Genomic DNA, 19,412 nt, shown 5'->3' with positions numbered 1-19,412 from the left:
TTTTGCCTTGATGTAAAATCGGCCTAAAACCCTACGCGCCGTCACAAAATTTTCTCAAAGTTAATTTTTTTTCAGGGCGCTTTTTTTTTGTTCAGCAAAAAGGAATCTTCTCCAACACCGGGGGATGTGAATGAAGGTGACAAAAGACCTCGAGGAATTACTCAAGCGTATCCGTCTCGACCAGGCGGAGATTGCCGAACGCTTTCGCTTTCTCGACTGGAGCGCCGAAGATGCCAGGCGACTAGGCGCAGCAGCTCGGTACATGGCCCCGTCCCAGCAGGCTTTCGTCGACCATCTGTACCGTCACCTGGCGCAATTCTCCACCCCTTCTGCATTGCTACGCACGCCGGAGGTCACCGCTCGTTTGAAGCAGAGCCAGGCTCAGTACTATCAGTGCCTGTGGGGCGGTCCATACGATGAAACCTACGTCAACGGCCGCCTGCGCATCGGGGTGATCCATCAGCAGATCGGCCTGGAACTGAAGTGGTACCTCGGCAGCTATCGGCTGTACCTCGACGACATGCTTGAAAGCGTGTTCGGCGACAGCCCGGATGCCACGCTCTATTCAAGCCTGTTGAAGGCGGTGTTCTTCGACATGACGCTGGCCATCGATACCTACAGCGCGGCCCAGCACAAGGCGCTGGAAGACAGCGAGGCTCGCTTCGCCCGCGCGCTACGCGGTGCCAACGATGGGCTGTGGGACTGGCATGTCGATCAGGATCGGCTTTACGTTTCGGAGCGCTGGGCCAGCATGCTCGGCCTCAGCCGCGATAGCATCGGCGAGAGCAGTTCCAGTTGGTTCGGTCGCGTGCACCCGGACGACCTGCCGGACTTTCGCCATGCCATCGATGCGCATCTACAAGGGCTGACATCGTCCGTTCACCATGAGTACCGCATCCGCAAGCACAACGGTGACTACATCTGGGTCCTCGTGCGAGGGGTCGCCGAAATGACGACCCCTGGAGAGCTACGCATGGCCGGCTCGCAGTCCGATATCAGTGCACGCAAGGATGCCGAGCAGCGCCTCCAACATACCGCCCAGCACGACCCGTTGACCGGCCTGGCCAACCGCATCCGGCTTGACGAGCAGATGCAGAAGACCTTCAGGAAGCAGCGCAAGGGCGGTGACTACGAGGCGCTGCTGTTCATCGATCTCGACCGCTTCAAGCTGATCAACGATAGCCTCGGCCACAATGTCGGTGATCGCGTGCTGGTGGAAGTGGCAATGCGCTTGAAAGAGTCGCTGCGCCCTACTGACCAACTGTTCCGCTTCGGCGGCGACGAATTCATCGTCCTGCTTCATGACCTCACCTGCGACCGCGACGCCGAGCAGATATCCCAACGCATCCTCGACAATCTGCATCAACCGCTGCACATGGACGGTCGTACCTTGGTAGTCAGCGCCAGCATCGGCATCGCGCCATTGCACGACAATGGCAAAGCCCTGGATGTCCTGCAGGCTGCCGACCTTGCCCTCTACCGAGCCAAGTCCGCCGGCAAGGCGCGCTTCGCCCACTACGACGAAACATTGCAAGACACCGCACAACAGCATCTGGAACTGGAGTCCGCGCTAGGCCAGGCACTGCAACATAACGAATTCGAGCTGTACTACCAACCGATCTATCGCCTGGACCAAGGGGCACCGCTGGTGACCGGGGTCGAAGCGCTGTTGCGGTGGCGCCACGGCGAACGTTTGATCTCGCCACTGGAGTTCATTCCTGCGCTGGAGGAATCGGGAGAGATCATCCGCGTCGGCGAATGGGTACTGCGCCAGGCCTGCCAACAGACCCGGGCCTGGCAACTGGCCGGGCATGAGCACCTGCGCTGCTCGGTGAACATCTCCAGCACCCAATTGCAACAAGCCGACTTCACCCTCCGGCTGATCGATATCCTGCAAGAAAGCGGCCTGCCTCCCGCCAGCCTGATCCTGGAGATCACCGAAAGCCAACTGATGCATGACGACATGGACACATTGGCCTGCCTGCATGAGTTGACCAGCCTTGGTGTCCTGCTGGCGCTGGATGACTTTGGCACGGGTTACTCCTCGCTTGGCTACCTCACGCGCTTTCCGCTGCACATCCTCAAGCTCGACAAGAGCTTCATCACCGGCGTTCCTCACGAGAACAAACAGCGCGCGATCAGCCAGGCGATCATCGTTCTCGGCCGTAGCCTTGGCCTGGAAGTAGTGGCCGAAGGCATCGAGAGTTCGGCACAACTCGAATTCGTGGTCGGTGAAGGCTGCCACTACGCACAAGGCTACTGGTTCAGCCGGCCACAACCCGCCGCCCAGATACAACACCTGCTCAGCACAGAAGACCGTTTCGAGGGAAGCGCAATTACGCGGCGCGTACCAGTCAGTTCAGGAGAAAAACAATGAAAAACAATCTTCCGGTCAGTGGTCGTGCCGTCGAATTCAGCTCAAACGCGAACATTCTTTCAACAACCAACCCCAAGGGCGCCATCACCTACGTCAATCCCGACTTCATCAACATCAGCGGGTTCAGTGAAGCGGAATTGCTCGGCGTCAATCACAACATCGTGCGCCACCCGGACATGCCGCCGGAAGCCTTTGCGCATATGTGGCAGACACTCAAGGATGGGCGCTCGTGGATGGGGCTGGTAAAAAACCGGTGCAAGAATGGTGACCACTATTGGGTCAGTGCCTACGTCACGCCGATGCAGCGCAATGGCGAAACAGTGGAATACCAATCGGTTCGCACGCTACCGGCCAAAGCACTGGTGCAAGCCGCTGAACATCTCTACGCACAGTTGCGTAGTGGTAAAAACACCAACTGCCTGCGTATGTCACGGCTGTCCGTCGGCATGCGCCTGGCACTTGTCAGCACTGGCGTGAACCTGCTGTGTTTTGCGGCCTTGGGCTTGCTGGGCGCGTTGTCCTGGAACCATGCCGCCCTCTCCATGATGCTATCGAGCTTGCTGCTCGGCGGCGTGTTGCGCTTCAGCCTGCGCCCCTTGGACGCCCTTGCCCGAAAAGCCAGGAATATCGCCAACAACCCTCTGAGCCAGATACTCTACAGTGGCCGCCGCGACCAATTTGGCCAGATCGATTTCACCCTGCAAATGCTCGAGGCCGAGACCCGGGCAATTGTCGGACGCATTGCCGATTCGTCCCGCCAGTTGAGCAAGGAAGCCGAAGAGCTCGTCTGCGCAGTGGACAACAACAATTGCGCGACCCTCCGCCAGCAGGGGGAAACTGCCCAGGTAGCCAGCGCCATAACGCAGATGGCCAGCAGTGTGCAGGAAGTGGCGCGCCACGCTCAGCTCACCGCCAGCGCCGCGAACCTGGCCAACCAGGAATCCGACCGCGGCCACCAACTGGTCGAGCAGACCCGCCAGCACATTGATAGCCTCGCCAGCGAGGTACAACAGACCAGCATGGTGATTCATCAACTGGAACAGCATGGCAATGAAATTGACCGCGTACTCGAGGTCATTCAAAGCATCGCCGAACAGACCAACCTGCTTGCCCTCAATGCGGCCATCGAGGCTGCCCGCGCCGGCGAGGCCGGCCGCGGTTTCGCAGTGGTCGCCGACGAGGTGCGCGGGCTGGCTTCGCGGACCCAGCAATCCACCGCGCACATCCAGGGCACCATCGATACCTTGCGACGCTCCACCGGGGATGCCGTACTTGCGATGCAGCGCAGCCACAGCAAGGCCGGCGTCAGTGTCGAGCAGGCACTGCTGGCCGCCCGGGCGCTGGACGGGATCACCCAGCGCGTCGATGAGATAAGCGGCATGAGTGTGCAGATCGCTGCCGCCGTAGAGGAACAAAGCGCGGTGGGTGACAGCATTCAGTGCAACCTGGCCGATATCAGTCAAACCACCCAGAAAAGCGTGCTTGCCAGCAACCAGAGTCGCACCACTGCCGCCCATGTCGCCAAGCTGGCCGAGCGCCTTCAACTGCTGTCGGCGCAACTTTGGGGGCGCCAGCGCAATGGGTGACGGGTACGCACCGTACTCCCAAGCCAACCCTCACAAGCCGGCCTGCGTGGTCGGCCCCAGCTTGGGCGACTTCTGCAACAACCCTCGTGGCAACTGGAAACCTTTGAAAGGCTCTTGCGTGATAGGGTTGAAGGCTTTCTGCGCGTTAAGCCTGTAGCGCATCACGCCATCGCCGGCCCTGAAGCTCAGGTCCACGCTGGTCGCCGTGCGACCGTTGAGCGAACCACGGCTGAGCAAGCGGAACATCGACCAGGGGCCACGGTACTCAAGGCTGCTGCTGTTTCCGTTCTGCCGGAGCAAGGTCAGGTTACTGCGCACCTGCTGCCCCAAGGTATTGGGCCAGACGATACCGGTGATCTGGCTTGGGCCATGGGTGTAGGGAATCAGTTGACCGTCCAGGTCCAGCAAGCTTGTACGCTGGTTGGCACTCAGGCCCAACGGCTCGATGCTGAACTGCACACTCAGGTTGCCGCGCTGATCGAAAAAGGTCTCACGGATACGATCTGCCCGCTCCAGTTGTTCGAGCACATCACTGCGGATCAGTGACTGCCCATGCTGGCCGGCCTGCAACGCTTCGAGGTTATCTTTCAGGAAGACCCTCAGGTATTGATCATGAAATTGCTGCAGCCGCCCCTTCGGCCCGAAGAAGGCTTCAAAGTCGTCCAGCGAAGCGTCGGGAGCTTTCACGACGAAGGGGTAGCGCCCTGCCAGGCGTTGCTGGAAGAAGCTGTAAACCTCGGCGTCCCAGCGTCGCTCCAATTCGCGCAGGGCTTCGACATTCAGCACTTGTGCTGTTTGATCGGCCATTTTTCTGACCTGGTGGTTGATCGGTTCCGGTAAGCCGGTGGCCACCCTCTGCAGGGTGCCGATGGGGTCTTGCCCGGTCATCGAGAATCGCTGATGCACGGCCTGGAGTGCGGCCTTGCCTCGGTCCGGGCTGTCCTGAACCGCTTTGGCATAGTCGTGCACGGCCGCGATGGCACCAAGCGTCTCATCGTAGTAGCTGGGTTTCTCACCGGTTGCCTGCAGCATGGCACTCAGCCCGGCAAAGGCCCGCTGAATCGCCCAGGCTTGTTGTTGATCAGGCCTGCCACTTGTTGGTCGCACCTCTTCCACCTCTCCAGGCGCCTGAGCGCCAAAGGCTGATGAAAGCGAAGTGTTGTCCCTCACTGTGTCCAACAACCGATGCAGGGGTGCTGCTGGCCCAGTCAACTGCTCCAGGATCGCGACGCCATGATCCAGGTCGCGGAAGTCGGCCACCGAGAAGGCGTTCAAGGCACGACGCCAACTGTCAATGAAATCGGCGCTGTACAGGTTCCGTAGCCGTTCGCCCAGCGCCTCCCGGTCGGCATCCGAGTAATCGAGCTGGTCGCGCTCTCCCAGTGCCCACTGGTCGATCATCGCCATATCTGCAAAGCGCTGGCTACGGGGCTCGAAGTACTCTTTGAAGCCCTTGGCGGTGAGCATTGGTGCTATCAGGACACCATCGCCCTGCTTGAGGCCGGGAGAGGCCTGATACACCACATCGAACGCTGGCCCCACCTGATGACGCAGGTCCAGGCCAGCATTCAACTGCTCGCCAGCCTGCTGTTTCAGGCTCGCGTAGACCCGCTCTGGCAACGGTACCTTGCGCAGCACCTGCTGCACCTGCGCCATACGCTGGCTGTACTGCGGAAGTTCGGTATCGGCATAGGCCAAGGCATACTTCAGGTGCCGCATGAGGTCGCGTTGCAATTGCCCCTGCCCGGGGAACTTCTGTTGCCACTGCCGGGCCATCCAGTCCTCGACCCATTCGGGGCGGCGGCTCTGGCGGTCCTCCAGCATTCGATAAACCCGAAGTGCAGCCATCTGCTGTTCGCTGCCCGGCGGCGCGGCGTCCATGGCATCGATCACACCGCTGGCCAAGGCTGGCAGGAAACGCCTGGAGAGCAGGCTCAGGTAGGCCTCATCGACGCGAGGGCCAATGGCGCGCCCCTGATACAAGCCAAGGTCGGAAACACCCGGCCACGCGGCACGATAGTTGCCAAACACCGACACGGCATCGCGTATCTGGTCCAGCGGCTCCAGCAGGTTGCGCCCGGTGGGGTCCAGACGCTGGTCCACTTCGTGATGACTGTACTCTCTACTCTTGGCAAGCACGTTGGCGGCCTTGGCGCCATTGATGTCAAAGTAGCGTTGCCAACTGGCGATAGCGACACAGAAGGCCAGCACGCCTACTGCAGAACCAACCCAGAGCAACCGACGTTTGTTGCGCGCTACCTTGATGTTGTCCCCGGCAAGGCCGGCCTCCTGGTAGATGACTCGCCGGAAGGCGTGCTGAATGAAGTAGACCAGCGCCTGCCCCTGCGCCTTGCCTTCACGCAGCGGAAACTCGGTCTTGTACGGCTGTGCCGCCTCACGCACGAACGCATTGAGCATGTCGCCCTGCTGCAAGACCGAAGACCAGTACACGCCACGTACCAAGGCAGGCGTGGTGAAGCGGTCACTTGCGAGGGTTTCCTTCAGGAAATCCAGCAGTATCGGACGCAGCCCGATCAACTGGGCATGCAACGAGAACAAGCGAACACGCAATGGCGCACCGCCCAATACATCGAGCCGATCCACTACCTGTTCAAACAATTGACTGATCAGCCGGTCGTAATGATCGCCATATTCATCCAGCCAGGCATCGAACGTGCCGACCGCATCCAGTTTGAAGGTGAAGCCCAGCATGTTTTCCCGCATGGCGGCGGGAAGCCCGGCGTACAGCTGATCGAAACCGTCCAGCAGATCGAATTTGGCCAGGACCACATACAGCGGCAGGCGCGAGCCCGACTGACTGCTCACTTCATACAGACGCGTGCGCAGCACATGCGCCAAGGCGACACGTTGCTCAGGCGTGCCATGCAATAGCGCAGGCAGGTCAACGACCAACAGCAAGCCGTTGAGTGCCCTCTGGCTTCGGTTACGCACCAACCAGCCCAGCATGTGTTCCCACAACCTGGCCGAGGTTGCGGGTGGTGCTTTCGACGTGTCCGACTCCTCGGCTGATGAACCTGCCAACGACTCCTGGCGGACGAAAGCGCCCGGCGGGTCGATGATCACCGCATCGTTACTGACCCACCAGCCTATCGGATAAGCCAGCACCTGCGCTTGCCTGCCTCGCGCTTGTGCCTTGTCGATGCGGGTCAGGGAAAAACTCTGTTCGGTACGGTCGATGAAACTGGTCTTGCCGGCCTGCTGGTCCCCCACCACCAGATACCACGGCAGTCGGTACAAGGCACGCCTGCCACCCGCATTGTCCAGATAGCGTGCCAGCCCTTGGTCCAAGGCTTTCTCTTGTGCCTGGACGAACGGCAACACGTTGTCCAGTTCAGCTTCCACCGCCTGCTTGCGTTCGGCCTGCAAACGGCGAAAACGCCTGCGAAGCACCACAAGCCAGCAGAGTAGCGGCACTAATACAAGCGTCAGGCTGGCCAAACCGCGATGCGCCACGCTAGCCAGCGGCTGCTGCTCGTGCCAGACCCATTGCGGGCCAAGCCACCAGATTGCAACCAGCATCAATGCGGCCCCCAGCCCGAGCAGCAGCGGCATGGCCAGGCCGATACGGACCACCAAGGGCAAGCCCCAACGTTTAAGATGCTTCCACAGTTGATTCATCGTGACTCCCGTTCCTTGTTCCAATCAACCCGCGAGGGACAGTGCACGCGTGCTGCTGAAGGCGTTGAAACACCTCAGGCTCCCAGGCGCTGGCGGTGCTTTCCTGCATCGTTCGGGCAACGCCTGCGCACAAGTCCTGGGCCAGCCAGGACACGCCCCGAGCAGCCAGCAGATCAGCCGCGATCATGGTGGTATGGCAGCGCTCACGCAGGCTGCGGAAGTCCACCTGCATGCCCTGCAGCCTGAGCAACACCGCTTCTACGCCACTCGTTTCCAGTTGGCAGGCCAGTTCCTCTCGCAACGTGGCGAATTCCTGAGAGGCTGCGCCCGAATCGGATTGCCCTTGCGCCCCCCTGAGCCACGCCAGGCATTGGTCATCGACAAATACCTTGCCGTCGCTGAAGCACAACTGCTGCAGCGCGGGCATGCGCTGCACGAACCGCGCGGTCGCAGCGCGAATGGCCTCAGCTACCTCGCCCATCGCCAGCCGCGTGGCAGCACTCGCTGCCAGAAAACTGCCGCGAATCCAGTAGGGGCAAGCCGTCACGCTCTTTTCGATCCGCTGGAGCAGTGCCGCGTCGATTGCAGTAGCGGCAATGGCATCTTCATAGTCACCGGCAATGTCCTGCGGCACCGCCATCAGCTCCGTGCGGTTGCCTTGCCTGGTTTGAGGCGGCGCCTGGATGTGTGCCCACAAGCCGAACCGACGCAACTGGTAGCCAGCAGGATCGTACGGGTCCTGTTGATTGATCAGCTCGGCCATGGTCAGCATGGCCCTTCGTGATTCCCGCTCGTTGCCCAACGACACACGGGGAGTCGGCGTGGCGATGACCTCGGCCAGTGGCGCAGCCTTGATGCCCTTTGCAGGGGGCTTGTCCGTGGCAGGCTCGGCACGGCCGTTTGAAAGTTCGGTGTGCTTGCTTAGCAGGCGCTCCAGTTCGCCAAGGGCCGCTTCATCGAGCTGCGCTGCTTCCCGCTGCTGGTGCAGACGTTGCAGCGCGCCCTGAGCCGCCGCGGCGTGCGCGGGGCTGAACGTGAAGCGGTCCAGGCGCGGCAACGCCACGAGCAGACGGTTGAGCATCAGGCCAACCAGCTTGCGCTTGCCGAGGAACCCTTTGGGGCCCGGTTTCGGGTATGCACTTTCCCAATAGGCTTCGACCATGCCGGCCAGCAGTGCGAGGGTAAAAACCCAGCGCTCCCAGCATTGGCTGCGCAGCCAGGCGACACCGAGATGGGCGACGATGCGCAGGTGCTTGCACTCCTGGCCCAGGTACTGGCGGGACGCTTCTTCGATATACGCCCAGTCGATGGACGGCTCCTGCAACCCACCCAGCTTGACCATTTCCTGGTCGATGGCCTGGTAGGTTTCGTTCTCCACGTCGAACAGCCCGGCAGGGTTCTGCGCGTCGATGGGGGCAAGCAACCGGGCAATTTCCTCTGCGGTGACCTCTGCTACCAGCGACATGCCTTGCGCGCCTCATCGATGAGTGGGTCCAGCCCCTGAGCGTCGAAAACCAGCCCATCGACGGCCGGGTTGTCGCTCTCGACCTGAATGCGATGGGCCCCGATCAGTGGCTTGATCTGCTCGATGCCCGGCAATCCCCTGCCAGCGTCAAGCACCTGACCGTTTTCCGTCACCTGCCAGGGTGTAGCGAGAGTGGAGCCACGCTCCCCCTGCAATCGCACCATCACCCGACCGGCATCGATGGGTTGTGCGGTAACCAGTTGCAACCTGGAAATGTTCTGCACACAACTGATCACCAGGTAGGGGTACGGTGCGACCGCAGCGATTGCGGGCGCTGAGATCATCAGCCCGTCATCCCCTTTTTCGAGGCGAAACGTCAGCTCCTCCGGCGGCCGCCCCGCCTCATGGGTCATCACACGACGCAGCGTGGGCGAATCCTGCTCCGGCGCGGACCATTGCAGTTTCGTCACATGCGCCGGCGTGCCAGCGGCCTGGTCGAAACAAGCCAGGCGCTCGACGTTGGAAACGATCCGCGGGCAGTCCCTGGTCTGGCTTGCCAAACTTGGCGCCAGGGAGAGCAACATCGAAAGCCCAACGCCATATGCATAGCGGACAATCATTGGTTTCACTCACTCATCAAATATGGCAACAGCGCTATCCGACTGATCAGTCACGCTTCTACAGCAGTCATCAAATATAACTACCGGATAGTGGAGCATCGAAACAAAACAAAGGCTAGTACAGACAAAACAATATTCACAACCAAATATTTCCTTACACTTTCACGCTCGACGCACAATATTTTTTCGGTGCATGGTTTTTTACACGCACATAGCGAGAAGCCAACTACGTTTAAATTTAAACACAACTTTGTAGGATGCTTCCTACATATATCAAAACTTCACGAAGGCTGACACCCATGAATAAACGCTCGGGCTCCGTTGCACCCAAAGAACGCATAAACATCAAGTACGTACCGGCCACCGACGGCGAACAAGCCGAGGTGGAGCTGCCACACAAGATGTTGGTACTAGGCGATTTCGGCTTGGATGATGCCCGCGCGCTGGAAGACCGTTCGATCATGCGAATCGACAAACACAGTTTCAACGATGTGTTGAGCGACGCCGATGTCAGCCTCGCCATGTCAGTGCCATCCATGCTCAGCACTGCCCCCGACGCAGAGCTGGCGGTCAACCTGCAGTTCAAGTCCATCAACGATTTCGGGCCAGACAGCATCGCCCGCCAGGTACCGGAGCTGAACAAGCTGCTGGAGCTCCGCGAGGCATTGGTCGCGCTGAAAGGCCCGCTGGGCAATGTGCCCACTTTCCGCAAGCAACTGCAGCACCTGCTGAATAACGAACAGGCGCGCAAACAACTGGCAGAAGAACTTGACCTGGTGCTCGAGGCGCCAAAAGAAGACTGAGACAACGGAGCGTCCCCATGCCAAAGCAAAACAGCACGACCGTCGCGGTTGAAACAACAACCGAAACACTGAGCAACGCCACCCTGCTCGATCAGATCATGGCAGAAACCAGGCTGGTGCCTACTCAAGAGGGCTATCAAGTCGCTCGCCAGGGTGTATCTGCTTTTATCGCCGAAATCCTTAAAAGCCATGACCCTGATCAACTCATCAACAAACATCGCGTCGACCAGATGATCGCTGAACTGGATCGGGTGCTCAGCAAGCAGATGGATGCCATCCTGCATCAACCCGAGTTCCAGCAACTTGAATCCGCGTGGCGCAGCCTCAAACTCTTGGTCGACCGAACCGACTTCCGCGAGAACATCAAGCTTGAAGTCTTGCATGTCAGCAAAGATGACTTGCTCGATGACTTCGAGAATGCCGCCGATATCACTTGCAGCGGCATCTACAAGCATGTTTACACCGCAGGTTATGGCCAATTTGGTGGTGAACCCGTTGCAGCGATTGTTGGCAACTACAGCTTCGGCCCATCTTCTCCCGATATAAAACTGCTGAGTTACATGGCCTCGGTCGGTGCCATGGCACACGCACCTTTTCTCGCTGCGCCCTCTCCTGAGTTCTTCAACCTGAGCAGCTTTGAAGAGCTGCCCAATCTGAAGGAGATCAAGGACATTTTCGCCGGCCCCCGGCATGCCAAGTGGCGTGCGTTCCGTGAAAGCGAGGATGCCCGTCATACCGGGCTGACCGGGCCGCGTTTCATGCTGCGCTCTGCCTATCACCCGCAAGAAAACCCGGTCCAGAGCTTCACCTACGACGAGGACATCGCCGGGCGGCATGACAACTATCTGTGGGGCAACTCCGCCTTCCTGCTGGCCAGCTGCATCAATGACAGCTTTGCCCGCTACCGCTGGTGCCCGAACATCATCGGCCCGCAGTCGGGTGGTGCCGTCGAGGACCTGCCGGTGCACCTGTACGAGTCCCTGGGTCAGCTGCAGGCCAAGATTCCGACCGAGGTCCTGATTTCCGACCGCAAGGAGTTCGAACTGGCCGAAGAAGGCTTCATTGCCCTCACCATGCGCAAGGACAGCGACAACGCCGCGTTCTTCTCGGCCAACTCGGTACAAAAACCGAAGAACTTCCCCAAGACCCCGGAAGGCCTGCAAGCGCAAACCAACTACAAGCTCGGCACCCAGTTGCCCTACCTGTTCATCGTCAACCGGCTGGCCCACTACATCAAAGTGCTGCAGCGCGAGCAGATCGGTAGCTGGAAAGAGCGCAAGGACCTTGAGTCCGAACTGAACAAATGGATCAGGCAGTACGTTGCCGACCAGGAGAACCCGTCAGCCGATGTGCGCAGCCGTCGCCCGTTGCGTGCTGCAAAGGTCGAGGTGTCGGACGTTGCCGGTGATCCGGGTTGGTATCAGGTCTCGCTCGCCGTGCGCCCGCACTTCAAGTACATGGGGGCGAATTTCGAGATCTCCCTGGTAGGTCGGCTTGATACCCAATGAGTGGTTTTTTCGACCGTTTGGTGACAGATCAACACGCAAACCGGGTGCCCTCCAGGCAAGAGAACGCTACCCAGAAGTTCGCCGCCATCAAGCGCCACCTGGAAACGCTGCTCAATGCTCGTCAGGGTTGCTCGCAAAGCAGCCCTGAGCTGGGCCTGAGTGACTTCAACGGGCACGACGCAAGCAGTGGCGACCTCCTGAAACAGGTGAGCGCGGACATCCGCCGCACCATTCAGCGCTTTGAGCCGCGTGTGCATGTGCGCGCGCTCAAGGCCGTACCCGATTGCCATGCCCCGCTGGAACTGCATTTCAGGCTGGACTGCCACGTGCAGGTCAACAACCACACGGAGCAGTTGCAACTGGAACTACTGGTCAATGGCCATAACCGCCACACCCGAGTGAGGTGACCTATGTCACTCAAGGATCGATTCAGCGAAGAGTTGCGTTACCTATATGAACTGGGGAACGACTTCGCCCAGGACAACCCACAACTTGCCCGCCTGCTAGGCAAGGGTGGCAGCGACCCGGATGTCGAGCGCCTGATGGAAGCCTTTGCGTTCCTCACGGCCAAACTGCGGCTCAAGCTGGAGGACGACCTGCCCGAGCTGACGCACCCCATGCTGCAGTTGCTGTGGCCCAACTACCTGCGGCCGCTGCCGAGCGCCACGATCATCCAGTTCACGCCGCGCAAGCAAGCGCTCAGCCAGTCGCAAACCATCGCCAAAGGCTCGCGGTTGTTTTCCAGCCCCGTGGATGGAGTGCCCTGCGAATTCCGCACCTGCACGGCAGTGGACATTCACCCGTTCGAGATCGAGTCGGTAAGCGCTACCCAGACACTTGACAGTTCGGTGGTTCGCATCGACCTGCAAAGCTTGGTCGAGCGGCCGTTGAACACCCTGGGCTGCGCCAGCTTCGACTTTCATCTGAGTGGTGATACCCAAACTGCCCGCACGCTGTACCTGTGGATCGCTCAATACCTCAAGCACGTCTCGGTGACAGTCAATGGTGAGGTACGCCGGCTGCCGGCCAGCAGCATCGTCTTCCCGGGTTTCAGCACGGACGAAGCACTGCTGCCTTACCCACAGAACGTCTTTGACGGTTACCGGATCCTGCAGGAGTACTTCATATTTCCCGAGCGTTTTCACTTCGTCAGCATGACCGGCCTGGAGAAAGTCTGGCCTGATCAAGCGGCTCAGCGTGTCGGCCTCGAATTTCACTTCACCCGGCAGTTACCTGATTCGCTGCGGGTCGGCAAAGCAGACTTCAGCCTGTTCTGCGCCCCGGCAGTGAACCTGTTCGAGCACAGCGCCGAGCCCATCGACCTGTCCAGCCGGCCCGCCCAGGTCGAGCTTGTGCCCAGAGGCAAGGAGCGGCACGCCTATGAAATCTTCAGTGTCGATCGGGTCATCAGCACCCGCACCACGACTGACGGGAGTACCGGCGAACACCTGAGAACCTTCCGCCCCTTCGAGTCCTTCGCCCATGAGATCGAGCATGTGCAGGGGCGTACAGCGTTGTACTACCGCTACACACTCGAGGACTCCCTGCGCGGCGATGGCGTCACCCATCGCATCGCTTTCGTGCGCGCCGATGCCAACGCCTACATCGGCGAACTGGAAACAGCGTCCATCGACCTGACCTGCACCAACCGCGACCTGCCGCTGGCGTTGGGTATCGATGACATCAACGTGCTCACCGAGATCACGCCGCCCCTGGCCACCTATACCAACATCCGTACACCCACCCGCCCGTACAGGCCGGTGCTGGACGGCCAGCTGCAATGGGCCCTGATTTCCAACATGTCGCTCAACTACCTGTCGCTGCTCTCGGCCGAGCCGCTCAAAGCGGTCATCCGCGCTTACGACTTCGCGGCCTTGCACGACATCCAGCAGACACGCACCACCCGCAAACGCCTCGATGGCATCCGCGAAGTGCAAACGGAACCGCTGGACTGGCTGATCAAGGGCCAGCCCATTCGTGGCTTGCGCACGCGGCTGAAGCTGGATCAAAGCGCATTCCTCTGCGAAGGCGACCTGTACCTGTTCGGTTGCGTGCTCGCGCACTTCTTCGCCCTGTACGCCAGCATCAATTCCTTCCACCAACTGGAAGTGATCAACACCACCAACAACGAGCACTACACATGGCCAATCCAGACCGGCAAACAACCGCTGATCTAGCCGACAAGCTGTTGGCCGAAGCACACCAGTACAACTTTTTCCAGTTGCTGGAGCGCCTGCACGGCTTGCACGGGGACGACCTGGAACCACGCTGGCCAGACCAGGCCACCCGGCTGAGGGTGCGGCTTGCCAGCGACCCACGGCTGAGTTTCCCGGTTTCCGACGTGTACAAGGTCGAACGCATGCCCGGGGAAGCTGACCGCTATCGCGTGTGCACCACCTTCATGGGTTTGCATGGCACCGACTCGCCGTTGCCCACCTATTACCTGGAGCAGGTGGCATACGAGCATGCACAGGGCATCGGCGTGCGGCCGGCGTTCTTCGATTTCTTCAACCACTACCTGCTCAGCCTGCTGCATCGCATCTGGCGCAAATATCGCTATTACATCCGCTTTCAGCCGGGAGCTACCGATGGGTTCTCCCAGTACATCTTTGCCCTGCTCGGGTTGAATGACAGGCAGTTGCGCGGGGACACGGCACTGCCGTGGAGCCGGCTGCTCAGTTTCGCCGGCGTCATTGCCAGCCGCAGCCGTGCGCCAGGCACGGTCGCCGGCATCATTGCCCATTGCTTCGACTTGAAGCAGGTACAGATTCGCGAGTTCGAAACCCGCTCGGTCCCCACAGCCGCCAAGCAACTGGTCAGCCTTGGCAGAAGCAACGGTGAGCTGGGCAGTACTTTCATGGTGGGCAGCCGCACGCGAACACGCAGCAGCAAGTTCACCATCGTGATCAGCGAACTCGACCCTGCACAGTTGCGCGACCTGCTGCCCAGCGGCATCAACTTCGGCCGGTTACGGGCATTGATCGACTTCCTGCTGCGTGATGGCCTGGCCTATGACCTGGAGCTGCGCCTGAAGCAGAACGCACTGCCTCCCTTCTGCCTGCACCGCAGCCTGGGTGCCTACCTGGGCTGGACCAGCTTCGTCGATGACCGTCACGGCCAGAGCAGCCCTGTCGTGCGGTTCCGGGGGCGCTCATGAGCACTTTGACCTTGAGCATCACCAACCTGGATCAGTTGCAGCACAACGTCACTGCCCGACATCAGTTCGACCGCGCAGGCGGCACCATCGGCAGCGCGAAAGCCACCTGGCAGATCAACGATCGTGAGCAGACCATTGCACCGATCCATTGCGAGATCCGCTGGATCGAGGGCAGCTTCTGCATCATCGATCGCTGCCAGCGTACCTACCTGAACGACAGCCTCCACAGCCTGGGGTCGCTTACCGCCAGGCGGCTGCTCGAGGGTGACCAGTTGCGCATTGGCGCCTATCGACTGAAGGCCCAGCTTTCGCAGGCCGATGCACGCTCACTGGAGGACCTGTTCAGCCCTGAACAACGAACCCTCGATCACTGGTTGCTGGCTGTTCCACCCAAGACTTGCCATGCCGCTGCAGCCGCTCCCCAGGCTGTAGCAGACATCTGCTCGGCATTCGAACCGGGCATGGGCAACGACCCATTGGCGGCACTGGACACAGAGGCAGCACCAGCGCAGCAGAGCCCACTGGAACGTTTGATTGCAGGAGACCGCCCATGATGCGTCCAACATTCATGGCCGGCCTGCTGACGGCGTTGATCGGGCTCTCGGGTTGCACGTCCCTGAGCAAGATTGGCCAGGTGGTGATGGACCCCTCATTACCCGTCGGACCGCCCGGGGAGCACCCCACCCAGGTCGCGTTCAGCATCAACGCCAGCCCAACGCTCAATGGCAACCCGAACAGCCTTGAGGTGGCGCCCGAGCTCGGGCCGGTTGTGGAGCCCAGCCCTTACGCGGTCAGCCTGAGTGCAGGCGACCCCTACGTGCTGACCGAGAAAGTCGGGGCCCTGTTCGAGTACCTGCTGGAACAATTCCCAGCCATGTCGCCCGTCGATTCGCCAGTTGACGATGGCGAGGATCCTGCGCGCTCCCCCATGGAAGAAAGTACCCCGGGTAGCTACGACGACCCTACCGTGGTGCTGACCTTGCCGCGCACCACCACCATGGCCGCCGAGCCCGTCGCTACGCCCATGGCCGTGAAGATCCTGCAACTGCGCGACGACTCTCTCTTGCGCAACAGTGTTTACGAATTGCTGGACAAGGACCCTGCCGAGGCGCTGCGCAGCACCTACATACGCGATGACGATTACCTGCTGCGCCCTGGGCAGTTCAAGTTCATCCCCTTTGCGCCCATCGAGCCCGAAACGCGCTTCGTCGCGGTGATCGCCGACTACCGGAACCAGGAAAACGCCACCTGGAGCCAAGTGCTGCGCATTCCGCCCCGCGGGCACCAGATCATCCTGTCGGTGTTGCTCAACGACACGCAGCTCCTGCTCAAGGAGGAAGACTGATGGCGCCTGTAACGCTGCCCTTCCCGCTCAATCACGCTGACACGGAGCGCTCATGAGTTCACGTAACCCCGTCTTGTGGCCTGAAGGCCTGTTCGTCAAACCGCAGCACTTCCAGCAAGCTGCCCGTGCCGCCGAAGCGGCTTTGCATCAACGTCTTGGCAGCCTGAACGCCGCCTTCTATGGCTTCAGCGAGCTGCAGTTGAACGATGAGTACCTGAGCCTGGGCAAGGTCGCCATCACCCGTGCGCGGGGCATCATGCCGGACGGCACGGTGTTCGATATCCCTGCAGACATGCCACCACCGCCACCGCTGGAAATCGAAGACGACGGCGCGAAAGACAGCGAGATCTACCTGTGCCTGCCGCTGCGCACCGAAGGTGGCCGTGAGGTGAGCTGGCCCGATAACCCCGCCAACTTCCGTTACAGCGCCCAGGCCCAGGAAATCAAGGACACGCACAGCGCCGACGGTGACCTGGTGCAGATTGACCTGGCGGTACCCAACCTGCAGCTCAAACGCAAGGCCGACGACAGCAGCGCCTACACCCGCCTGGCCGTGACGCGCATTCTGGAACGGCGCCCCGATGGCAGCCTGCAACTGGATGAAGGCTTCTATCCCACCAGCGTTTCAGTGCGCGCCGTACCTGCGCTGCAACGGTATCTGGAAGAAATCACCAACTCCCTGCGCGAACGTGCGCGCAACCTCGCCGCCCGCATTGGCGCCTCAGGGCAGTCCGGCATCGCCGACATTCGCGACTTCAACCTGCTGCAGGCCATGAACCGCTGGTGGCCATGCTTCCAGCATCTGGCCAGGCAAGGGCAGACCCATCCCGAACAGTTGTACCTGTGCATGAGCCAGGCCTGTGGCGAGTTCGTGACGTTTACCGACGAGAGCCGGCTGCCGCAGGAATACCCCGCCTATCACCATACCGCGCTGCGCACCTCCTTCAAGCCGCTGGAGGACACGCTACGCCGGGCACTGAGCACGGTGCTGCAACCCCGCGCCGTTTCGCTGCCGCTGGAGACGCTGGAGTACGGCTTGCTGACAACCACGCTGGAGGATCGCCGCCTGATCGACGAGGCCGACTTCATTCTGGCAGTGCGAGCCCACATGCCGCCTCAGACATTGCGTCGGATGTTCGTGCAGAAGGCAAAGGTCGTCTCGCTGGAGTCGTTGAACGAGGTAGTGCCGCTGCAGCTTCCAGGTATTCCACTGGTGCCGCTGCCCGTGGCTCCTCGGGATCTGCCCTTCCATGCAGGCTTCACCTACTTCGAGCTGGACCGTCGCTCCCCGGCTTGGGCGGGCATGGAGGCATCCAGTGGCTTCGGTATCCACGTCGCGGGGGAATTCCCGGGGTTGGAACTTCAGTTCTGGGCGATCAGGAGTGAATGAAATGAAACAAGAAAACAGCCCCCCAACTGATACCGAACAGGTCGAAAGCGAGCAACTGCACGCGATGCTCGATGCGTCATTGTCCAACGACTCATCCGCACCAACAGCAGCTGATGGCGCTGAGCGAAAGCCGAAGGCAGAGCCAGTGTATGAAGGCTACCCGGCAGACCCGGACTTCCAGCTACGTGGCGGCTACGACAACCTGATGCTGGATGCAGCCGCGCCGCTGTTCGGCCTGGTGATACGCCTGCGCACACTGGATGCCTTGCCCAACATCAAGGAGGTGCACCAGCAGGTGCGCAACCAGATCGAAAACGTGCGGGAAGAGATGCGCCAGCACGGCTACGAGCCCGCTCAGTTGCTGGCGTACTCATACGGTCTTTGCCTTTTCATCGATGAGGCTGTCATGGACAGGCCTTGGGGTAAAACCAGCTGCTGGAGCCAGGAGCCCCTGCTCAGCATCTTCCACGACGAAACCTGGGGTGGAGAGAAAGTCTTCACCGTACTGTCGCGCCTCATGCAGGAACCCAAACGTTATAAGGACGTGCTGGAGTTCATGTACTTCGCGCTTTGCCTCGGTTTGAAGGGCAAGTACGCCATCGCGCCGAAGGGCGAAGAATCCCTCAACGCATTGATACACCAACTCCACGGGATCATTCGCGAGCTGCGCGGCCCTACGCCGGAGACAGTCTGCGATCCGTACACCAACGTCGCCCCAAGCAACTTCCGCATGAACCGGCAATGGCCGTGGTGGAGCCCGTTGGTCATTTCCGCCCTCGCCATGGCGGTGGCCTACGGCATCTACAGCTACCGCCTGCACCTCATTACCACCGAGGTGCTGGAGTCGCTGAACGGCATCTTGCAGCAGTAACAGATCGGCGCATGTCGCCACGGATTTCAACGAATTAGCGAGGCGATTGCTTCGTTGACAAGCCCATCGTTCCCGATGGCCACGCCACCCTGAGTGCGCGTGCTTTATCCACATGGACGCAGGAGAAACTCCATGCCAACACCCGCTTACATCAGTATCACTGGTGAGAAACAAGGCCTCATCACTGCTGGCGCATTCACCGCTGACTCCGTCGGCAATGTTTACCAGCAAGGCCATGAAGATCAAATCCTGGTTCAGGAAATCAACCATGAGGTGACCACGCCTACTGACCCACAGAGTGGCCAACCCAGCGGTCAGCGCGTACACAAGCCGTTCAAGTTCACCAGTTCGCTGAACAAGGCCACGCCGCTGATGTATCAAGCGCTGGCCACTGGCGAAACGCTGAAGGAGGTCGAAATCAAGTGGTACCGCACCTCGACGGAAGGCAAACAAGAGCATTTCTTCACCACCAAGCTTGAAGACGCGACCATCGTCAGCATCAACACCGTCCTACCCCACTCGCAAGACAAGGAGAACGAGAACTACACGCAGCTGGTCGAGGTAGCACTGGCCTACAGGAAGATCCTCTGGGACCACGGCGTAGCCGGTACCGCTGGCTCCGATGACTGGCGCGCGCCAGCCACCTGATAG

14 protein-coding genes and 1 pseudogene are annotated in these 19,412 nt (G+C 60.4%); 12 read left to right on the top strand and 3 right to left on the bottom strand.

Features of this window, described 5'->3' with window-relative positions; all coding sequences use genetic code 11:
* The first annotated feature begins 130 nt into the window (after positions 1-130).
* Together IRZ77_RS17365 and IRZ77_RS17360 are read left to right on the top strand one after the other, a co-directional pair.
* Positions 131-2,377: a putative bifunctional diguanylate cyclase/phosphodiesterase gene (locus IRZ77_RS17365; protein ID WP_196173993.1), complete on the top strand. Its 2,247-nt coding sequence runs from the start codon at positions 131-133 to the stop codon at positions 2,375-2,377.
* Complete coding sequence (locus IRZ77_RS17360) at positions 2,374-3,963, top strand: methyl-accepting chemotaxis protein (protein ID WP_196173991.1); 1,590 nt, start codon at positions 2,374-2,376, stop codon at positions 3,961-3,963. Before IRZ77_RS17365 ends, IRZ77_RS17360 begins: the two co-directional genes overlap by 4 nt.
* Positions 3,964-3,993: 30 nt before the next feature.
* On the opposite strand, the gene tssM is transcribed toward IRZ77_RS17360, so the two are convergent.
* The 3 genes and pseudogenes from tssM to vasI form a co-directional block, all read right to left on the bottom strand.
* Positions 3,994-7,602 carry a type VI secretion system membrane subunit TssM gene (gene tssM / locus IRZ77_RS17355; RefSeq protein WP_108480817.1) on the bottom strand — a complete coding sequence of 1,203 codons (3,609 nt, stop codon included), beginning with the start codon at positions 7,600-7,602 and terminating at the stop codon, positions 3,994-3,996.
* Positions 7,599-9,067 (bottom strand): annotated as a pseudogene (gene tssA / locus IRZ77_RS17350) (type VI secretion system protein TssA). The gene tssM and the pseudogene tssA overlap by 4 nt, the downstream one beginning before the upstream one ends.
* Positions 9,055-9,687 carry a type VI secretion system-associated protein VasI gene (gene vasI / locus IRZ77_RS17345; RefSeq protein WP_173015128.1) on the bottom strand — a complete coding sequence of 211 codons (633 nt, stop codon included), beginning with the start codon at positions 9,685-9,687 and terminating at the stop codon, positions 9,055-9,057. The pseudogene tssA and the gene vasI overlap by 13 nt, the downstream one beginning before the upstream one ends.
* Before the next feature lie 299 nt (positions 9,688-9,986).
* On the opposite strand from vasI, the gene tssB reads away from it, so the two are divergent.
* The 10 genes from tssB to IRZ77_RS17295 all read left to right on the top strand — a co-directional run bounded on the left by tssB (position 9,987) and on the right by IRZ77_RS17295 (position 19,409).
* Positions 9,987-10,490, top strand: coding sequence for a type VI secretion system contractile sheath small subunit (gene tssB / locus IRZ77_RS17340; RefSeq protein ID WP_085599492.1), 504 nt, complete (start codon positions 9,987-9,989; stop codon positions 10,488-10,490).
* Positions 10,491-10,507: 17 nt separating this feature from the next.
* Positions 10,508-11,998 carry a type VI secretion system contractile sheath large subunit gene (tssC, locus tag IRZ77_RS17335; protein ID WP_108480815.1) on the top strand — a complete coding sequence of 497 codons (1,491 nt, stop codon included), beginning with the start codon at positions 10,508-10,510 and terminating at the stop codon, positions 11,996-11,998.
* A complete protein-coding gene (gene tssE, locus IRZ77_RS17330; RefSeq protein WP_085599496.1) occupies positions 11,995-12,405 on the top strand; it encodes a type VI secretion system baseplate subunit TssE in 411 nt (136 codons plus the stop codon). The genes tssC and tssE overlap by 4 nt, the downstream gene beginning before the upstream one ends.
* Before the next feature lie 3 nt (positions 12,406-12,408).
* Positions 12,409-14,175 (top strand): type VI secretion system baseplate subunit TssF, encoded by a 1,767-nt coding sequence (tssF, locus tag IRZ77_RS17325; protein ID WP_135002458.1) that lies wholly within the window; start codon positions 12,409-12,411, stop codon positions 14,173-14,175.
* Entirely contained in the window at positions 14,139-15,155 is a 1,017-nt protein-coding gene (gene tssG, locus IRZ77_RS17320; RefSeq protein WP_085599500.1) for a type VI secretion system baseplate subunit TssG, read from the top strand. The genes tssF and tssG overlap by 37 nt, the downstream gene beginning before the upstream one ends.
* On the top strand, positions 15,152-15,709 hold the full coding sequence (locus IRZ77_RS17315; RefSeq protein ID WP_108480812.1) for an FHA domain-containing protein: 558 nt from the start codon (positions 15,152-15,154) through the stop codon (positions 15,707-15,709). The genes tssG and IRZ77_RS17315 overlap by 4 nt, the downstream gene beginning before the upstream one ends.
* Positions 15,706-16,500 (top strand): type VI secretion system lipoprotein TssJ, encoded by a 795-nt coding sequence (gene tssJ, locus IRZ77_RS17310; protein WP_085599504.1) that lies wholly within the window; start codon positions 15,706-15,708, stop codon positions 16,498-16,500. Before IRZ77_RS17315 ends, tssJ begins: the two co-directional genes overlap by 4 nt.
* 52 nt (positions 16,501-16,552) lie before the next feature.
* Complete coding sequence (gene tssK, locus IRZ77_RS17305) at positions 16,553-17,890, top strand: type VI secretion system baseplate subunit TssK (protein WP_085599506.1); 1,338 nt, start codon at positions 16,553-16,555, stop codon at positions 17,888-17,890.
* Between the two features lies 1 nt (position 17,891).
* On the top strand, positions 17,892-18,761 hold the full coding sequence (gene icmH, locus IRZ77_RS17300) for a type IVB secretion system protein IcmH/DotU (RefSeq protein ID WP_196173995.1): 870 nt from the start codon (positions 17,892-17,894) through the stop codon (positions 18,759-18,761).
* Between the two features lie 132 nt (positions 18,762-18,893).
* Entirely contained in the window at positions 18,894-19,409 is a 516-nt protein-coding gene (locus tag IRZ77_RS17295; protein ID WP_196173989.1) for an Hcp family type VI secretion system effector, read from the top strand.
* The last annotated feature ends 3 nt before the right edge of the window (positions 19,410-19,412 follow it).

It is taken from the genome of Pseudomonas pudica (assembly GCF_015680405.1).
Classification (GTDB): domain Bacteria; phylum Pseudomonadota; class Gammaproteobacteria; order Pseudomonadales; family Pseudomonadaceae; genus Aquipseudomonas; species Aquipseudomonas pudica.
Note: the sequence above shows the minus strand (reverse complement) of the source record. Positions and strands in the feature narration are given on the sequence as shown.